General features: G+C 31.1%; 20 protein-coding genes. 3 read left to right on the top strand and 17 right to left on the bottom strand.

All coding sequences use genetic code 11. The features are described from left to right. Positions 1 to 3: 3 nt before the first annotated feature. Together WNY78_RS06465 and WNY78_RS06460 are read left to right on the top strand one after the other, a co-directional pair. Entirely contained in the window at positions 4 to 1647 is a 1644-nt protein-coding gene (locus WNY78_RS06465; RefSeq protein WP_342872379.1) for an AAA family ATPase, read from the top strand. A 372-nt stretch (positions 1648 to 2019) separates the two neighbouring features. Further along, the gene (locus tag WNY78_RS06460; RefSeq protein ID WP_342872378.1) at positions 2020 to 2211 is read left to right on the top strand and encodes a hypothetical protein; all 192 of its coding nucleotides are present in this window, start codon (positions 2020 to 2022) and stop codon (positions 2209 to 2211) included. 397 nt (positions 2212 to 2608) lie between these two features. On the opposite strand, the gene WNY78_RS06455 is transcribed toward WNY78_RS06460, so the two are convergent. The 5 genes from WNY78_RS06455 to WNY78_RS06435 form a co-directional block, all read right to left on the bottom strand. Then, positions 2609 to 3217, bottom strand: a complete 609-nt coding sequence (locus WNY78_RS06455; RefSeq protein WP_342872377.1) for a hypothetical protein — start codon at positions 3215 to 3217, stop codon at positions 2609 to 2611. A 127-nt stretch (positions 3218 to 3344) separates the two neighbouring features. After that, positions 3345 to 4535, bottom strand: a complete 1191-nt coding sequence (locus tag WNY78_RS06450; RefSeq protein WP_342872376.1) for an acyl-CoA dehydrogenase family protein — start codon at positions 4533 to 4535, stop codon at positions 3345 to 3347. Positions 4536 to 4768: 233 nt separating this feature from the next. Further along, positions 4769 to 4969 (bottom strand): CsbD family protein, encoded by a 201-nt coding sequence (locus WNY78_RS06445; protein ID WP_342872375.1) that lies wholly within the window; start codon positions 4967 to 4969, stop codon positions 4769 to 4771. A 371-nt stretch (positions 4970 to 5340) separates the two neighbouring features. Continuing rightward, positions 5341 to 6096 (bottom strand): DUF5995 family protein, encoded by a 756-nt coding sequence (locus WNY78_RS06440; RefSeq protein WP_342872374.1) that lies wholly within the window; start codon positions 6094 to 6096, stop codon positions 5341 to 5343. An 81-nt stretch (positions 6097 to 6177) separates the two neighbouring features. Continuing rightward, the gene (locus tag WNY78_RS06435) at positions 6178 to 7314 is read right to left on the bottom strand and encodes an endonuclease/exonuclease/phosphatase family protein (protein ID WP_342872373.1); all 1137 of its coding nucleotides are present in this window, start codon (positions 7312 to 7314) and stop codon (positions 6178 to 6180) included. Between the two features lie 313 nt (positions 7315 to 7627). On the opposite strand from WNY78_RS06435, the gene WNY78_RS06430 reads away from it, so the two are divergent. Further along, entirely contained in the window at positions 7628 to 8269 is a 642-nt protein-coding gene (locus WNY78_RS06430) for a thiamine phosphate synthase (RefSeq protein ID WP_342872372.1), read from the top strand. A 269-nt stretch (positions 8270 to 8538) separates the two neighbouring features. Here WNY78_RS06430 and WNY78_RS06425 read toward each other — a convergent pair whose 3' ends face one another. The 12 genes from WNY78_RS06425 to WNY78_RS06370 all read right to left on the bottom strand — a co-directional run bounded on the left by WNY78_RS06425 (position 8539) and on the right by WNY78_RS06370 (position 19348). Next, positions 8539 to 9393, bottom strand: a complete 855-nt coding sequence (locus WNY78_RS06425; RefSeq protein ID WP_342872371.1) for an SDR family oxidoreductase — start codon at positions 9391 to 9393, stop codon at positions 8539 to 8541. A gap of 11 nt (positions 9394 to 9404) precedes the next feature. Further along, positions 9405 to 10034 carry a ferric reductase-like transmembrane domain-containing protein gene (locus WNY78_RS06420; RefSeq protein ID WP_342872370.1) on the bottom strand — a complete coding sequence of 210 codons (630 nt, stop codon included), beginning with the start codon at positions 10032 to 10034 and terminating at the stop codon, positions 9405 to 9407. A 1-nt stretch (position 10035) separates the two neighbouring features. Then, positions 10036 to 10233 carry a hypothetical protein gene (locus WNY78_RS06415; protein ID WP_342872369.1) on the bottom strand — a complete coding sequence of 66 codons (198 nt, stop codon included), beginning with the start codon at positions 10231 to 10233 and terminating at the stop codon, positions 10036 to 10038. 4 nt (positions 10234 to 10237) lie between these two features. Beyond that, entirely contained in the window at positions 10238 to 10867 is a 630-nt protein-coding gene (locus tag WNY78_RS06410; protein ID WP_342872368.1) for a class I SAM-dependent methyltransferase, read from the bottom strand. A 96-nt stretch (positions 10868 to 10963) separates the two neighbouring features. Next, positions 10964 to 11926: an MBL fold metallo-hydrolase gene (locus WNY78_RS06405; protein ID WP_342872367.1), complete on the bottom strand. Its 963-nt coding sequence runs from the start codon at positions 11924 to 11926 to the stop codon at positions 10964 to 10966. Between the two features lie 104 nt (positions 11927 to 12030). Continuing rightward, positions 12031 to 12915: an AraC family transcriptional regulator gene (locus tag WNY78_RS06400; protein WP_342872366.1), complete on the bottom strand. Its 885-nt coding sequence runs from the start codon at positions 12913 to 12915 to the stop codon at positions 12031 to 12033. Positions 12916 to 12922: 7 nt separating this feature from the next. Next, positions 12923 to 14812: a monovalent cation:proton antiporter-2 (CPA2) family protein gene (locus WNY78_RS06395; protein ID WP_342872365.1), complete on the bottom strand. Its 1890-nt coding sequence runs from the start codon at positions 14810 to 14812 to the stop codon at positions 12923 to 12925. Between the two features lie 3 nt (positions 14813 to 14815). After that, the gene (locus WNY78_RS06390; protein ID WP_342872364.1) at positions 14816 to 15412 is read right to left on the bottom strand and encodes an NAD(P)H-dependent oxidoreductase; all 597 of its coding nucleotides are present in this window, start codon (positions 15410 to 15412) and stop codon (positions 14816 to 14818) included. Between the two features lie 85 nt (positions 15413 to 15497). Then, positions 15498 to 16118 carry a MarC family protein gene (locus WNY78_RS06385; RefSeq protein WP_342872363.1) on the bottom strand — a complete coding sequence of 207 codons (621 nt, stop codon included), beginning with the start codon at positions 16116 to 16118 and terminating at the stop codon, positions 15498 to 15500. Between the two features lie 165 nt (positions 16119 to 16283). After that, positions 16284 to 17096: an SDR family NAD(P)-dependent oxidoreductase gene (locus tag WNY78_RS06380; protein ID WP_342872362.1), complete on the bottom strand. Its 813-nt coding sequence runs from the start codon at positions 17094 to 17096 to the stop codon at positions 16284 to 16286. Between the two features lie 86 nt (positions 17097 to 17182). Then, positions 17183 to 18151 (bottom strand): LLM class oxidoreductase, encoded by a 969-nt coding sequence (locus tag WNY78_RS06375; RefSeq protein ID WP_342872361.1) that lies wholly within the window; start codon positions 18149 to 18151, stop codon positions 17183 to 17185. Positions 18152 to 18241: 90 nt separating this feature from the next. Next, positions 18242 to 19348, bottom strand: a complete 1107-nt coding sequence (locus WNY78_RS06370) for an L-dopachrome tautomerase-related protein (RefSeq protein ID WP_342872360.1) — start codon at positions 19346 to 19348, stop codon at positions 18242 to 18244. Position 19349 lies beyond the last annotated feature (1 nt).

The following is a 19349-nucleotide window of genomic DNA, read 5'->3' as shown; positions in this document are numbered from 1 at the left end:
GTTATGAAAACAATAACATTCTATTCTTATAAAGGAGGAGTTGGAAGATCTTTGACTTTAGCAAATATAGCAATGAGACTTGCTGATTTAGGTAAAAAAGTATGCCTAATTGATTTTGATTTGGAAGCTCCTGGGTTACATTTAAAGTTTAAGGATTATCTGAATTCTAAAAACATAAAAAAAGGCTTGGTTGAATATATCTCAGAATTTCAAAAAAATGGATTTCTTCCTGATGATTTTAAAGATTATTTGGTTGATATTAATTATGATGGACGTCTTGACGGGCTTATAAAGTTTTTTCCAGCTGGTAATGTGAATAACGATAATTATTGGAAAGACTTATCTTCTATTAATTGGAAAGATCTATTTTATAACAATAAAAGTCATGGTGTAGAATTGCTTTTAAATTTAAAAGAAGTAATAAATAGAGATGAAAAGCCTGATTTTTTATTAATTGATTCTAGAACTGGTATTACTGATATTTCAGGTATTGCAATGACTTTACTAGCAGATACAGTTGTTACTTTAGCAGCCAATAATAGCGAAAATATTAATGGAATATCTAAAATTATTAAAAGTTTAAAGAATGAAAAAAATAATTTGACAGGTGTTTTACCAGAGGTTCATTTCGTGTTAACAAGAATCCCTTATTATACTAATCCAGAGGACAAGCATAAAGAAGCGATAATTATAAAAAAAACATTGAATATTATAAATAGAGATGAGGAATTAATAAGTAAAGTTTTTGTTATTCATTCAGACCGGGAATTGGAAGAGGAAGAAAAATTTAAAATAAATAATATATCAGGTAAAAGTAAAAGAAACGATATTGTACCAATAGAAGAAGATTATCTAACTCTTTTTGAAGAATTAACAAAAAATAGTTTGGATGGAAATGAAGTATCTAAGTTTAATGATTTACGAGAGTGTGAGTTACTAATAGAACAAGCTTTAAGCGTAAGAGATAAAGCGATAAAAATAAATTTACTTAAAAAAGCAATTAAATTAAATAAAAAAGCTGATGAAGCTTATTCATTATTGGCATCAATTTATGATGATTTGGAAGAATATAAAACTGCTCTTTTCAATATAAATAAAGCATTAACGATAGATAAGACAAATCTACATAGTAAATACATAAAGGCCTATATTTTAGATAATATGGATGATAGGGATGATGAAGTATTAATGTTATTAAATGAAATAATAGATAAAGATAGTGAGCATTGGCAAGCAATATTTTTAAAAGGTAATATTTATTATAGAAAAAACCATTTTAAAAAAGCGCTCAAATATAAGCTTCAATTAGTTGATTTAGACCCTAATTATCATGTAGGATATAATGAAGTTGCTAATGTTTATAGAGTAATGGGTGAGTATGATAAAGCGTTTGAATATGTTTACAAAAATCTAGAATTAAATCCAAAAAGCAAATATGGAACTGGAACTTTAGGTGAAATTTATGCTGAACTTGGAAATGATAGAGAGTTTTATAAGAACTTGCAACTTTCTTTTGTTTTTGGAATGAAACCTAAAGCTTTTCAAAGAATAATTTCTACAGAAAAGATTTACAGAAAATATTTTAATGACAAAAAATTTCTTGAATTATTAAATAGTTATAGAATTAAAGTTGAATTTCCTAAATAATAGTTTTTGACCTCATAAAATTTTGGATAAAACAATAGGAGAGAGGAACGTTCATATTTTAGGCTATACAAATGCAATTATCCTTTTGGATACATCACTTAAAAAAATAATTAGCTTTTAAGTGTATTTAACTAAAAATGTCTACTAGACATTTTCTTAACGTCAAATAGTCTAAAATATAGTGTAACGAAACGTAATTGTTTCCAAAATTATATACTATTAGAGATATTGATTGAGTATCAATATTGAGAATACCTAACTTGATTTTTTTGTTTAGCTCACGCGTTAATATTTTTTTAAGTGTTCGTGAATCTTCGATGTCTTTTTTTATCAAGAAAAAAAGATATCTTTAGCATAAATAAACAAAGATGCATGAAATACAAAAGCATATATGATAAAGCTGAAGATTCTAGTTGGATAGTTGCAGAACCAGGAGGTTATAGAAGACTATATATTAATCCAAGTCAAATTTCTATTGTGAAAAACTGGAGTTTAGAAGATTCTATTAAATTAATTCCAAATAAAAACCCAAAACCATTTCATGTTGAAATAAAGTTCCAATAATAACGAGATTAGAATAAGTGCTATCTAAACGTAAAATAGCTGTTACATAATTACTCATGCATTTCTATTTTATATATAAGTATTCGTGAATCTCATAAATTCGATTTGCCTATCGATATGAACCTAAAGGCGTCATATCTGCAACTATGTAAAATAGAACGAAAATGTTCTATTCGCTATTTTACTCAAAACAATACATTTGTACTATAATTTATATTATGTAAAATAGAATTATTTGAGTTGAAACCAGCATTCCCTCTTTAGTAATAATTATGATGTTTTATTGAATTGAATATTCTGGACAATCATGCGTGAATTTTCAAATACGCGATTTATAGTCATTAGGTTTTAATCTATAAAATGAATTAAAACACAAACAAATTATATTGTCAGTATACTAATCCGTTACTTTTTGGATGACACCAAAAAATACAGTTTCTTTTTCTTTAATAGTTGCTCTGTATAAATAACTATCACCATCTAGTAGTTCAATAATTTCGACTTCCATCAAATCACCAATTCTGTCTTTGTCTTTTTCTAGAGTCACTTTTAAAGTTTCTAATGTATATATATGATCGTCTAACCATTGTATGGCATATACTTGATGATTCTTAACAAGCAGACTTTTCTCAATTTGTTTGTTTTTGCGCCTAACAATCTTAAAATCATAATGAACAGAATCTATATACCGATACTCACCTGTATGAAAAATGGTGCACTTTTCCCGATCTTCTTCTGGCAGTGAATATGTTTTATATTTAGAATTCACAAAATAATAGACTATTTGCCAACAGCGATCCAGCATTTTCATTGACTGCGGTAATTCTGCATCCTTAAAATGCGTGATACAAGCCTCTTGCCAATCTTTTTTTAAATACGTGGTCTTGTCTTCATTTATGGTAATATTATAACGGTTACCACTAGAATCAATACAATAATCAATAACTACAAAAGCTACACGATCAACATCATCTACAAATGTTTGACCTTCGGAACTATAAAACATCAAACAGCTTAGGAAAGAAAACAGAATTTTTTTAATCATACATAAATGTAACAAAAGATTTTTGGAGCGCTTCACTCCTTTTAAAATTAATGTGTAATGATGCTTAAAGTAAAATCACATCTCTCGATTATTTTTTCTTTCGCATTTCAGCAAATAACTCTTTAAACAAACCACGAGCAATCAACACTTTCATAATCTCATTTGTTCCTGCATAAATACGAGCAACTCTATTATCTGCATACATTTTGGCAATTGGATATTCCCAGATATAACCATAACCACCAAATAACTGTAAACATTCATCGACGACTTTTCCATGCATTTCTGTAGCCGAATATTTTGCCATAGACGCACTTTCTGCAGTCAATTTATGATCTGCCAATAATTGTGTGCATCGATCTAAAAACGCTTGATGAATTTGTAATTGCGTCGCACATTCAGCCAATTTAAATTGTGTGTTTTGGAATCCAGCAATAGGTTGATCAAACGCAGTTCGTGTAGACGTATATGCAATCGTTTTTTCTATAGCACCTTCTGCTCCACCAATGGCATTAAGTCCAACGGTTAAGCGCTCTCTAGCTAATTCGGTCATCATAATTTTAAAACCTTGACCTTCTTCTCCTAATAAATTGTCCTTCGGAACCTTGACATTATCAAAAAATAACTCACAGGTATCTTGAGATTTCATACCTATTTTTTTAAACGGAACACCCTTTTCAAAACCTTCATAAGCCGTTTCCATAATTAATAATGAGACACCTTCCTGGTCTGTGCCAACATTTGTTTTTACTGCAACAATAGACATATCACTCATATATCCATTGGTGATGAATGTTTTTTGTCCGTTAACGAGATAGTGATCGCCTTTATCTACAGCATTTGTTTTGATAGCTTTTAAATCACTACCACAGTTAGGCTCAGTCATACCAATAGATGTTATTAGTTTACCAGTTGCCATTTGCGGAAGATATTTGTTCTTTTGAGCATCGGTTCCATATTTTAAAAGATAAGGCGCAACAATATCTGAATGCAATGAAAAACCAACTCCTGTAATACCTTCTCTCCCTAATTCTTCAATAAAAAGTGCACTAAAACTAAAATCTAAACCACTACCTCCAAATGCTTCTGGCATATCAATACAGAGCAAACCTAGTTCTCCTGCACGTTCCCAAATAGCTCTGGAAACCATACCATTTTTTTCCCATTCTTCTAATTGATGCATGATTTCATTAGTGATGAAATCTCTTATCATCTCTTGCATCATTTTATGTTCTTGAGAGGCGTAAATGTCTCGTTGAAGTATTACGTTTTTTAGCATTTTGTTTGGGTTTTGATACTTAGTAAGTTAAGCAGAATTTAATTGTGTTATCTAAGGTATTAAAAAAACTTATGAGTTATTGGTGTTTGGAGGTTAAGATTGGTTCGCTCTATTTCTCTGCAACTCCACTCTCCTACTTTTATAACAACAATTTGCATAAAAAAATCCCGCAATTGCGGGATTTTCACTTTTACTAACTAATCAACTTTACTAACTTATTCAATAGGGAATGACTAATACTTTAAATCATTAAGGAATTCGTTCACACGTTCTTTAGATTCTCCAGTACGCTTTTGAATTCTTCCTAGCATTTCGTCTTCCTTACCTTCTGCATAATCTAGATCATCATCAGTAAGGTTTCCCCATTTTTGTTTTAATTTTCCTTTAGCAATATTCCAATTGCCTTTTGCTTTATCTTGCCATGGTTTAGACATAATTTTTGAGTTTTAATTTGTTGCTGTAAACCACTATTGATTTACTATTGTAAAATTAATACAAGAACAACCGAAACATTATCTCAATCTGTTTTTAAATTAATCCAAATACGCAAAGCGTGTTAAATTAATATTAAATTCATAGTATTGTTATGAATTTATTAACAATTATTGAATTTATTCATTAATATTTTGACATATTGATTTTATTATTTACTTTTATCCTATCATAATTGGGGTGCTTAAGTTAAACAGCTGAGAAATACCCATCGACTTCGAAGGATAATGCTAACGAAAGGAAATATGATACCAAAGGGAATCAAGATTTAAAACATCTTTATTCCCTTTGTTCCTTTAAATACTAAGCTATACTAATCTTCTCTTAGTTTAGAAATAACGCGTCCTACATCTTTATTTTCGAATTTCGCAATGGCTTTTAGTGAAAACCGTATCAACCTCGATTTTGGTGATTTAATAAATTTACTGATTCCTAAAACCACATCATCTAAAGTATCTATAGCTCCAGATTCATGCTCTGAACCAAGACTCCATAATAAATTAGCATAATGCCAAGATTGCTGACGTGCTTTACGCATACTAAAATCAATTACTTTTTCATCTGAGTTTTGCCCAATTAGATCTAATAAAAAAAGTATTGGCGACACACGACTTAATCGATCTTGAACTTCATTAAGAATATTAAACAGAATATCATTTACTTTTTCAAAGTCGGTTTTAACGAGTTCAATATCTTTACCATTCATAATATTACTTGTTGAAATTGCTAAATCTAGATTGATATGGGAATTCATTCCCATCATAATATGCTGTAAAATAGTTAAAGACTCATCTTTATGTGCAAAAGCAAATAACCAAGATTTACGAATAGGCATATTATTTTCATGTAACTCATAAGCTTCCAAATACAGATTAGCAAATGCAACATCCAGTTGTTCTAAAAGCTCATTATTTTCAAAACCTCCTAATTGAATTTCTCTAAGTATCTCTGCTGTGGTTCTTCGATATACATAAGCAAAAAAGCCAAGGCGATTGTTAGTAGCAATAGCATGCTCTATGATGTTATCTAATTGATTAATAACTTCTTGTATGGTAGTTGCGCGACTCATGTGTTGTATAAAAATATAAAATTATCACTGTTGCAAGTAACTTATCTTAGATGTAAACTACTCACTTCTCTCCTATGATCTCTAAAACTTCCCCAATTCCCATCTCAAAAACTCATCACTACTTTCTGTTTGCAGCTCCAACCAAATTGGCAAATGGTCACTCATTTGATTTCGTTTCCAATAGCTGTTATAATAGGATGTAAAAGAAGCGTCATCAATAAGGTTGCTTGGATCATCTTTATGTAACAGCATGAGTTGGTGATACGTTGCTATTTCTGTAGGAGAATTTAAATAGATGTAATCAAAAAGATTGAACACACCACCTTGCTCATTTCCGAAGTCATCTGTAGCAATTTTAAAATATGGATCAACATTAAGAAACAAGCGATCGTAAATTTGGTTGAGACTCGTATTGGTAAATTGTCCTGCGAGTGCATCACTTTCAACAAAATCATGCTGCGTTATGAGGTCAACAATATCGTCATCATTGGCATATAAATTAGTGTCTCCTAGAATAATCATATTGCGGTTATGAAACGCTGCCGAAGCCAATTTTGTATTTAAAACATCCATTAACAGTCGCACTTCTTCCTTTCTAATCGCTTTATTGGCATCAGTTTTTCCAGGTTGCAAATGCACACTTACAATAGAAAAGTTTTGCCAACCACTTTCAAAACCTGTAAATGTTGGTGTGCGTTTGAGCTGTTTAAGTATGGCATCATCTGCCACGCTCTCTGGTGCGATGACGATTTCTCCAGATAAACCAGAGTGTGTGACACGTCTAGAATCGTAAATGAAACCAAAGCGCTCATCATTGCCAGAATTGCCTTCTGTGACATCACTAATTGTATATTTCCAATGGCTACCTAAAACTTTCATTACCTTTTTAAAATCACTTAAATCTCTATTAATCTCTTGTATGGCAACGATGTCAAAGGCGTTTATGATTTCGGCAATGTAGAATAGAGATTCTGCAGTTCGGTCTTTTAGGGTTCCAAAATTTTTGATGTTCCAAGAACAGAGTAAGAGATTAGAATCTACTGTTTTTTTAGGGATGTTTTCAAACAGTCCTTGTCGCAATTTTAGCAGGTTTGAGATGGTGCGTTTTTTGGCGTCATCGTCCAGCATCCTACTGTAATTGTCGTCTCGCTCAAGCATTATTAATGAGTATTTGTCATTAACAAGTTCGCTGTCTGGTCTTAAATCGTTGTACCACATAATTTTCTAATTATAGATTATTATACCATTGAAATTTCTGAAAACGCATAGCAATCAGAACTAAAAATATGTTCGTGGGAATTATTAAAAGGGAAGTTTAGATACTTGATATTTAAGTGTCTACGTAAATGTAGTGAATTATTTTTAGTGTTTTTAAGTTTACTTCGGAAATTTTAGATGATAACAAATTGTGCTTCTAAACACACACTAAATCTAAACTACAAACTAATAACATGAGTCCTGATTACTTTTTTACTCCGGAAATTTTAAGTGCTAATAATAGTCGTATTTTTGTAGCTTATTACGCGAAGCCATGATGATACCCAAATTGCATTATATATCTCAAGATACAACTCCGAAAAAGTGTCTGGAAAACATCCAAAAAGCATGTACATCTGGAGTAGAATTAGTACAATTACGTTTTAAAAATGCTTCAGAAAAAAAGATGTTAAAGCTCGCTAAAGACGTCTTAGAAATCACAACTCATTATCAAACTAGACTCATTATAAATGGTCATTACAAAGTAGCAAAAGCTATAAAAGCAGATGGTGTACATTTAGAATCAACAGACGTCTGCCCTACTATAGTTAGAAAACATTTAGAGTCTTGGCAAATTATTGGTGCCACAGCAAACACGCTACAGGATTGCGAAACGCTAATTTCTAAAGCTGTTGATTATGTGATGTTAAGTCCGTTTAGAGCAACTCCAGACCAAGATGATTTAGGAGAAGTTTTGGGATTAAAAGGTTTTACTGCCATCACAGACGCTTTACAAACCGAAACACCAATTCTTGGTTTTGGTGGCATTACTACAAACGATGTGACAGCGATTTTAAAATCAGGTGTTTCAGGAATTGCAGCAACGAAAGCTATTGACCAAAATTTTGATGCTATAAAGGTGTTTAACCATTTACTTAGTGCATCTTCAACGCAAGAACAACGACATACATTTTAATTTTAACTGTTTAGTTTTTGTTATAGTTATAACAGATTTGCAGTGTGTTTGTAACAAAAAAAAAGGCTGTCTCATAATAAGACAACCCTTTTTCCGCTATTAATCACCAATCATTATTTTTTAACGAGGTAACATGTCATTTTTATGTTACTATATTAGATTAATACAACCAATTGCTTTTTTGATCTCCAATAGATACATATTAGCTGAAAAATGGTGAATTTCGAACCTGAAGACAAAAAATCATAATAAAAGTTATCAAATGATGGTTAATCTTGTGATGTCTTAAAAGCTTCCATCATTTCAGTTGTAGATAAATGAGGTCGTCCAGCTGCTGTTTCAAAATCTGAAGGCACATCATTTGCTCCATTTTTAATGCCTTCATAAATACCTGCAATAACAGTTCCCATAAAATCACCTAATGCAGCAGTTCTTTCAGCTCTATATGCTTCAACAGATACGGAATTAAAGACCAAGTTTGTATTAAAAACTTGGTTTATATCATCTGCAAGTTGACTTTGTGTAATTGCATCACCAACTAGATTATACACTTTTTTGTTGTGTTTATCTTCTGTTAACATTTTGGCGTAAGCATAACCTAATTCTTCTCGACTTGTGTATGTACATTTTCCATCTGCTGCACAATTTCTTATTTCACCCTCTTTCACATAAGTGTCTATGTATTCTAAATCTGGTTCAATATAAATTCCATTTCTTCCAATGACCCATTCTAGACCAGAATCTTGTACATCTTTTTCTGTTTGTCTATTACTTTGTACTATAGGGCTAAAAGCATTATTTTCTTCTGCTCCAACGATACTTGTATAGACTATTTTATCAACACCATTATTTTTTGCTGCTTCTATTACATTTCTGTGTTGTATGATTCTTTGATCTGGCTGATCCATTCCAGAAACCAACAATATTACATTCACTCCTTTTAATGCTTCATTAAAATCTTCACGATTATTATAATCTCCTTTTCTAATTTCAATTCCCAAATGTGTTGCTCTTTCTGGTGTGCGTGCAATTCCAATGACATTATCTTTACCAATTATATTGATTAGGTGTTTAACTATTGAAGTTCCTAATTTTCCGCTTGCTGATGTAACTGCGATTTTCATAATATAATGTATTAAATTAATTTTGTTGTTTTGTTTCTGCGAAATTCAATGATTTTGTTTCTAATAAATGGTATTCTTATAATAAATCCTAAACCAACAATTACTGCATAAATAATCCAAGTTTTATCTAAAATAGCAACATGGATTAAGCTTAGTAAAATTGCAGCATAAGATAAGCGTTGTAGTTTCTTCCATTTATTTTTAAGCAGTTTCATTGCTTTTCTATTGGACGTAAAAAGCAAAGGTATGAGTATTAAAACAGCTATAAAACCTACAACATAGTTGAATTGCGTAAAGGTTTCTAAAAATCCTTCAGCAGCAATAAAAATAATAAAGTGAAGCAAACTCCAAACAGCAGTTGCAATACCCATAGCTTGCCTTACAAAAAGATTATTTATACCGAAAATAATAAAGAATGGTGTACACGTTAACACAGCAGACATCCAACGAATAGCGAATTCTCCAGTAATGTGATATAACATTTCTACGGTTGTTCTTCCTTCTCCAACTGCATTGTCTGCAAAAGAAACGGACAACCCATTAGAAAAATCAAAGTTTATCATTCTTAGAATAACTAACAATGGTAAACATGCTAATATGGTAACAATTAACCAACCGTAGTTTCTTTTTAAAAAATTCATATTATTTTGTTGATTTCAAGTCTTCCAATTCTTTTTCTAAAGCTTCTGCTTTTTCTTTAAACTTTTGCATTGCTTTTTTTAGCTGACCTGCTTTTTTTAAAACTTCATCATCTTGAAGTGCTTGATACGTTGTTTCTCCGTTTACGTCTTTTATTTTTGATTTGCTGCCACATGTTGGGCATATTGCTACTTCACTCATTATTTTACTTATTAATCGTTATTAATACCACTTTGCCATTATATTTTGTTTGTAATTTGTACGTGTTTTTTTTTGCCACTTCTTTTAAAAACACTTGAGATTCTGCCATATCTGCATTATCAACATAAATAATTGTATTGGTATTAAAATTAGGCTCAAGTAATTGAAATAATGGCAAGTACAAATCTTTCCAACCATCTAATAACAACAAATCTATAGGTTCAGTATAATTTTTTAAGGTTTCCATTGCGTCTCCTATTCTTACATCAATAAGGTCGCTCACTCCTGCTCTTTTAAAATTGTCAATTGCTTTTTGAGCTTTCGAGTCAATTAATTCTGTGGTAATTATACGTCCACCTGTTTCCATGACACCTTGCGCTAAAAACAGTGTTGAAATCCCGAATGAAGTTCCAAATTCTACAATATTTTTAAGTTTATTATCTGCGATTAATTTTATTAATCCTTGGCCTTGTTCTTTCGAAATAGACAAATATGCATTTTTAAAATCCAAAGGTTGCATTGGTCTGAACATACTTTTTGCAGCACCTTTTATCATTTTTACTATATCGTATTTAGAATCTTCAAAGAGTTCATTTAACGTTGTGTTTATTTGGATTTGTTCCGAAGTACTCATACTTTTTCTTTTTAACAAGAAGGAATATCAAATTCTTATTGATGTTCCTTCTTGTTATTAATCAAAATTGGTTTTTCTTAAAAATATTTTATTGTATTAAAACCAATCAGCTCCTGGGTCTCCTGGAAAAAAAGCTTCTGGTAATGATAAATAAAGTCCACCGTCTAAATATGTAGGAAACAACACTTCTAGTTCGTCTATGACTTCTTGGTGTGTTGTAGCTGTACCACCACCAATAATGGTTTGAGTGCCTTTTATTAGGCCTTGCGCATTTTGTAAATAATCAATATTTTCATCAATTACTGTGCTTACATCAGAGCGAGAACCATTATGACCGACAAAAAGATGATCATAACTCGCAAAATTTGCTTTCAATACATTTAGACCAGCAATCCAATTATCAATCTCATCATCTCCATTATTTGGAGTGTATTCTCTTAAATAAGGATGCGATAAATTATAGATAAGATCTCCTGAAAAAATAACCTTATGTTCTTCGTTATAAACATAACCGTTTTCTCCTGTTTCAGCGTTAGATACTTTATCAAAAGTAAATGTCAAATCTCCTATTTCTTGAGAACCGGTAACTCCAATTACGTTATTAGGATAGATACTGGTAAAGTCTGCTGTACTGTTTAATTGTGCTGCAACTGTGCTTTCCGCATAAACATCTAAATCTGTAAAATTTGCTGCTCCACCATAATGGTCGCCATGATTATGGGTTATAATAACGGCTCCAGGCTTATTGATAACATCTACATAGGCTTCTAGTTCATTTGCGAAAAAAGGTGCTGGACCTAAATCTACTAAAACAACATTGTTTTCGGTCTCTACAATAGTTACTGTGTAAGGTGCAGTATCAAAATTGATAGTGTGGTATCTTACGGTATTTTCTGTAATTACGTTTACAGAACCCGTAGTTATAATAGAACTTGAAGGTGCAGTTCCAAAATCAATAACTTGTGGTGCATTTGAACTATCATCATCATTACTACAAGAGAAAACTGTAAAAGCCAACATAATAATGGCAATAAATTTTAATTTTAAATACTTCATCATTTTTATTTTTTTGTTAATTATTTATACTGCAAAATTATAGCAGTATGACAGTTAACTAAAGATAAATGTGAGCACAAAAATGGTAAATATCGAACCTAAAAGTCTTATTGAATGGTTTTTTTGAATTGATTTGGGGTAAATCCTGTATGTTTTTTGAAATATTTCACAAAATTAGTTGGTTCTTCAAAACCTAAAGAATACGCTAATTCTGTACTTTTTATTTCTGAATTGATAAGTAAGCGCTTAGCTTCAAGTACTACAAATTCATCAATAAATTGTTTGGCAGTAATTGCAACTGTGTCTTTACAAATTGTATTGAGATGCTTGTATGTGATGTTTAATTTTTCGGCATAAAAATCAGCATTTCTACTTTTAGTATAATGGTTTTCTAAAAGTGATTTAAAATCTAAAAAAGTATTTAATTTATTTGAACGCTTCAAATGAAAAGTTTGATATTGTTTTAAGCGTTCTAATTTTGAAAAAATGATAGAATGTAAAGCATCATAAGTATTACCTTGGTTGTAATCTTCATTTACGTTAGAATATTCTTCATAAAGCAATTGAATATATTTTACTATGCTTGAATCTTCTGGGACTTGAATACTAGGTGAAAATAAATGTGCATTAAACAAACGGATTAATTCATTCTTTGGTAATGCATTAATTTGCTTTTTTAAATAATCTTCGGTAAATAATATAATGTAGCCTTTTAAATCTTTAGTAAACTTAAAGGCATTAACTTGACCTTTAGAGATGTGAATTATTGTATTCTTTTTTACATCATGCCACACAAAATCCACTAAATGCTTGCTCTCTCCTGCTGTATAAAAAACAATCATATTAAAAGCGACTTGATGTGCTTTCTCAGGATTATGATCTACTATTTCGCCTTTACGACGTACAGATAAGCTTTCTATAGTTAATATTTCTATTCCAGAATTATCAGGTTTTTGAGAATTAAAGTCTATATGTGGTATATCTTTTTGCATCTATAACTTATTGGTCATTTGTTTTCTCTAAAGCTTTTCTAATTTGCTCACTATCCCAATGATTATCATAGTCTACAATACCTCTTTTAAAATCTTCGTTTAAGAATTTCTCTTGTTGTTCGAGCTCTTTTTTAGCTTTAAAAATGTAATCGTCCTTTCTTTCTGGCTCTGTGGCTAATCGTCTTAAACTATCTTCATCATATTTGATAAAGTTTTGGACTTGTCTATTTAAAGTATATTTTCTAAAGCCCAGTTTGCTTAACACATCCTTTGCTAAAGTTAATGACGTTTCTAAAGATTCTCTATAGATATTTTGATGTCCAAGATTCAATAATTCATAAGCATCATATCTGTTTTTAGTACGAATCATTAATTCTATATGAGGATATTTTTCTTTCACTATTTTACTAATCGCTTTTGAAACACTAATTTTATTAGTGGCACAAATAACAATTTTAGCTTCCGCAATTCCAGCAGATTCTAATAGATCTAATCTAGTAGCATCTCCATAATAAACTTCAAAGCCCATTTTCCGAAGAAAATCAACACGATTTGAATCATGATCTAAAATCGTCGCTTCAATTCCATGAGAACGTAAAAATCGTCCGATAGTACTTCCAAAATGCCCAAAACCAACGAGTATGATTTTTTGAGATTTCGCGATGTGATCCATAGGTCGTTTTATAGACTCTTTTGTACCAATATTAGGAAGAATACATCGGTCATTAATGATACCCAAAATTGGAGTTAACGACATACTAAGTGCTGTAATTACAAGCATCATATCCATTTCATCTTGTGACAAAATATTAAGTCCGAAAGCAAAAGATAACAAGACAAATGCAAATTCTCCTACTTGTGCTAAACTGAAAGTGAGTAACAACTTTTGATCTAATTTAAGTTTAAATATGTGACCAGTTATAAATAAAACCAAGGCTTTTAAAACGATAATTGCTATTAAAATTCCTCCAATTGTCAACGGACTATTTGCAATAACAATAAAGTTTATTGAAGCTCCTACTGCCATGAAGAATAATCCTAATAGTAGATTTTTGAAGGGTTCTAGAGTACTTTCTAATTCGTGTTTAAATTCGCTATTTGAAAGTACAACTCCTCCTAAAAAGGCTCCTAAAGCAGGACTAATGCCTACAAATTCCATTAATAATGAAATTCCGAAGACAATTAACAAAGCTGCTGCAATAAGCAATTCTCTGACACCAGTTTTTGCAACTTTTCTTAGCATTGGTACTATTAAATAACGTCCTGCAACAATAATTAATACTACTGATAAAATAATGGCTAAAGTTTGAAGACCCATTGGAAGGCTTTCTAATAAATTAGCATGCTCGCTATGATTTCCTGAGGATGTGTTATGCTCTGAATTAGCTAATAACGGAATAAAACCCAACATGAAAATCACGATGATATCTTGAAACAGCAAGATGGAAAATGAAGAGGTTCCAAATGTGGTATTCATCAATCCTTTTTCTTTTATGGTTTGCAATGCAATTGCTGTTGATGAAAGCGCTACAGCCATAGAAATGACTAGGGCAACTTTCCAATCGAAACCTAAAGCAGCGAACATAATATAGGAGAGCAGCATGGTTCCTCCTACTTGAATTCCTCCCATACCAACTATGGTTTTTCTCATGTTCCAGAAATTTTTTGGTTCAATTTCTAGTCCAATTAAAAATAGCATTACAACGACACCAAACTCTGCAAAATGTAAAATATCTTCTCCTTCTTCACCTATAAAACCTAAAACATAAGGTCCAATTAAAACACCTGCTAGTAAATAACCAATTACAGAACTTAAGCCCAATCGTTTTGCTATTGAGACACATATAATTGCTCCTGCTAAAAAAACTATGGCTTCAAAAAGTATACTTCCAGTCATAGTTTATAAAGTTTTAAGTTGCGGAATATCATTCAAAAAAGAGGTGCTTTCATTGCTATTAATCTTAAGATCTGCTTGTAGTAAATCTATAACATTTCCGTAGTTAATTTTATAATCATGTAATGCGTCATCAGAAAGATTATGTGTTCCCATTACAGCAAACGGTGGATAATAATTCATACCACACAAAATTGCTGTTTGTTCAAAAGGTCTCAAAAACTGTCTGATTGTAAAACTGTTATAACCTTCTGAACAGTAGACTTCTTTAGAGCCACCTGTTGTAATCACATTTAAGCAAACCTTGTTTTGTAAAGCCTTGCCTTCAGGACCATAGGCCCAATTAAATTCAAGAACCATGTCAAGCCATTGTTTCATTAATGGCGGACAACTATACCAATAAAAAGGGTGATGCCAAATGATAATATCATGCTCATTTAGTAATTTTTTTTCGGCATTGACATCTATATTAAAATCTGGATATTGTTCATAAAGATCATGAACAGTTACGTGTTTTTTATCTTTAATATGATTAATTAAAGAAAGATTTACTCTAGATTTTTCAAATCTAGGGTGTGAAAATAAAACTAGTGTTTTTTTCATATTTACGAGTCCAAATGAAAATAAATGAGCGTGTTGAGTATTTACTAGTTAGATTAATTTTCACATTAATTTAGCAGATAAGACATTAAGATATTAAATTAAAAGAAATCTTAATCCCTTGTATAATCATACCTGTACCAATAATGGCTATTATTAATCCCATGATTTTTCCAATTACAGAAATCACGTTATGTCCAACTATTTTAACAATTAGATCACTTAATCTAAAAGTGAAATACGTTAATAAACTCATTAAACCAAATATAAGAATTACCAAAATGATATGAATAGTTTCAACATTAGAAACAAAATTCATTGCAGTAACAATAGTACCTGGTCCTGCTAAAATAGGTATTGCTAAAGGTGAAACCGCTATATTTTCATCAATATGAACGTTATCTAGAGTTTTTACATTAGACTGTTTAGACTGAAGCATATCAAATCCAATAAAAAAGATTAAAATTCCACCTGTAATTTTAAAGGCTGGAATACTAATATTAAATAATTCGAAAATATATTTTCCTAAGAGCACAAAAACGGTAACTATAATAAACGCAATAAGATTAGAACGTTTATTTATATCATGCTTAGTTTTCTTATCTGCACCTTGTGTTAAAGATAAAAATACAGTCATGTTTGATATAGGGTTAGTTATAGCAAAAAAGGCCGTAAATACTGTGATTGAGAATGTAATTAGGTTATCCATTTATTCTGAAATTTTCAATTTAAAAAAAACGCAAAACTACTTCTTTATCTCCAAAGTAATTTTATTTTTTGTATAAATTTTCGACTAAAAAAAGGTTTCTTTTTATGACATTTTATAAGATACTAAATATGAAGAATTATTTAAATAAATGTTGAGATATAATGTTTAGTGGTTTAATAAATCATTGGTCATACTCACTAGATTTTTGATTTTTAAATCATCATAAGCATCTGGATGAGCTTGTGAAAAATAACCTTTTGGATCACCTTTATCGTTGTCAAAATACTTTCCAGAATCGTTTTTATAGTCTTCAGACAATGCTAAATCCACTAATACGTCTACTCCTTTTTCTGCTGGAGACCAATGCTGTCCATAAGCTTCATTAGCCATTTTTGTATTTAATAACGAACCAGGATTTACAGCAATAACCGTAATTTTTGGTTCTTGTTTAGCTAAATTAAAACTCCACATCGTTAGCGCTAACTTACTTTGTGCATATGTACTATTTGCTGAATCTTGCTCCTTCCCTATTAAAATAGCTTCTATAACTGGTGCTTGTGCTGCAGAACTCAAGTTGATAATTCTTGGTGCTACGGAAATTTTAATATTTGGAAGAATAGCAGTTGTCAATACATAAGGTGCTAAATAATTCACCACCATCCTGATGTCTAATCCGTTTTTATTTTGAATGTCTTTCGTTTTGAAAATTCCTGCGTTATTAATTAGTATATCAATTTTAGGAATGTCATTTTTTATTTGCTCTGCTAATTTTGAAACGGCTTCTAAATCTGAAAAATCTGCTACTAAGCCTTTTATGTTTTGATTGTTTGACGCTTCTTTGATTTCTGAAACTACTTTAGAAACTTTAGCTTCACTTCTACCATGTATATAAATTGTATGTCCTTGTTTAGCTAATTTTAAAGCGGTTAGTTTCCCTATGCCGTCTGTACTTCCTGTGATTATTATTGTTTTAGTCATGATTTATTTATTTGTTTTATTCTAATGTCACCTTGAGCGCAGTCGAAAGGTCTTTTGTTCTCGACTATGCACGAACTTACATTTTCTTATTTATTTTGTGTCTTTAAATGAAATTCTGGTAATACCTTTTCTGCTATTCGCTCTAATGTAGCATCTATGTTTCTTGTATTGAATCTTAAATTTAATGCTAAATGATTAACTCCAATGCTTCTTAACTTTTCAGTATAATCGATTAAATAATTAATTCCTAATCTAAATCCTAAATGAATAGGTTCTGGTTTAAAATTATCATTCTCGTGCAAATCGATATACATAGGTTGCATGAATGGTTTATCAAATTCTTGAGTTGCTGCTATTAATTCTCTATACTGTCTAATCGTGTTATTTTGGGAATATAAATCTCTTGGATAATTCATCCAACCATCAGCATTGGTAGCATTCCATTTTAAAGATTGTCTGCTACTTCCTGTCATCAACAATGGGATTTTATGTGCTGTTGGTTTTGGTAACATATCTATGTTTCCTTGTAAATTTCCGTAGTTATTCGTTTTAAAAGTCGGAAAATTAGATTGCACTTTTCTTATATATTCAAAAGCTTCTCTAAACAATTCGCCTCTATTATCATAATCGATTCCCATAGCTGGATATTCATCATAGCGATCACCAGAAGCCACACCTAACAACAATCTTCCACCGGATAATTGATCGATTGTTGTTGCCGATTTTACCACGTTTAGCGGATGATGTAACGGTAATGCAATACTAGAAATACCTAAAGCTATTTCCGTAGTTTGACCAGCAAGAAATCCTAAATAAGTAAAGGGATCGAAAGTTTGACCAGCATCACCAAAATTTGGTACATGAAACGGAATATCTCTAATCCAAATCGATTTAAAACCTAATGCTTCCACTTGTTTTACACGTTTTAAATGATCTTGCATGGTTGGAATGCTACTATTCGAATAATTTTCGATAGGCACTACCACTCCAATACTTAGTTCGTTTTGTATAAAAACACTGTTATATGCTTTGTTTATGTTTTCGAAATTTTTCATTTTACTCATTTTAAATAGAAAAAGCCACTTTAAATTAGTGGCTTCTTCCTGCTATTAATCAATAATTAGGGTTATTAATCAACACTTAAATTATCTAAAAGAAACGCCTTCTACAATAGGTTTAAACCTGAAAATATAAAATGGTTTTGTAGATAAATCTTTGCCATCATTAAAAACAGCACCTTTGTTTACTTGTGCTGCGGAAACGTACATATAACCATCTACATGATTATAACTTACGCCATCTGGCCAAACCATATTAGCATCTTTCACCATGGTTTTTACACTTCTATCTTTTGCTAAAACTACAGCGACACTATTGGTTTCTAAAGCGGTTAGATAAATATTACCAGCTGTATCGATACTCATCCCTCCATTGTTTGGCTTTTCGGAATAGGTTTCGATTTTACGATCAAATGCTTCTTCTGTTAATGCTTCATTTACTAAATCTAACGTTTTAATTCTGTAGATTTTAGTTCCGTTTAACGGACCATAATAAATGTATTCAAAATTAGCATCAGCAGTAATTCCATCATTTCCGACTAATAAATCCGTGCCATTTACTGCTAAATGTTTTTCGTTTATAACCGTTGGTGTGTTTTCTGGTAATGTTGTATGCGTGCCTTCTAATAATCGACGTGTTTTACCTGTTTTCATATCTACAATAATAAACGCAGCATTGGTACCATCGCCTCCATTTCCAATACCTTCATCTGCAATTATAAAATAACCATTTTTAGTATCCACTACCATATCATTAGGTTGTGCATGCTTTGGCACTGAAGATTTAGGTAAATAATAAATACGTTCTAGCTGATTGGTTTTTGTGTTCCAACCCACTATTTTAGGCGTTACATTATCGCGTTGTGCCATATCTAGCATCCAAACAATTCCGTTTTTATCGTTTCTAATACCTAAAACATTACTTAGATAATTATCGTCGGTAGCTCTTGGTGTATTCCACGCTTTATTGGGAAATGGTTTACTTTCTTTGGTTTGAGCATCCATAATCATAACTCTGTTTTCTGGAGAGAAAAATGGATGATGACTGTATACTAAATCTCCAGAATTAGTAAATGTAATATTACCAACAGCTTGATTTGTAGTTGTAAAAACTTCTACTTCAGTTATTGTGGTTTGTGCTTGTATGGACATCACTGATGTGATTAAAATTAATAAGAAATACTTGTTTTTCATT

The organism is Psychroserpens sp. AS72, from assembly GCF_038900375.1.
Lineage (GTDB): Bacteria > Bacteroidota > Bacteroidia > Flavobacteriales > Flavobacteriaceae > Psychroserpens.
This window is presented reverse-complemented; position numbering and strand designations above follow the sequence as displayed.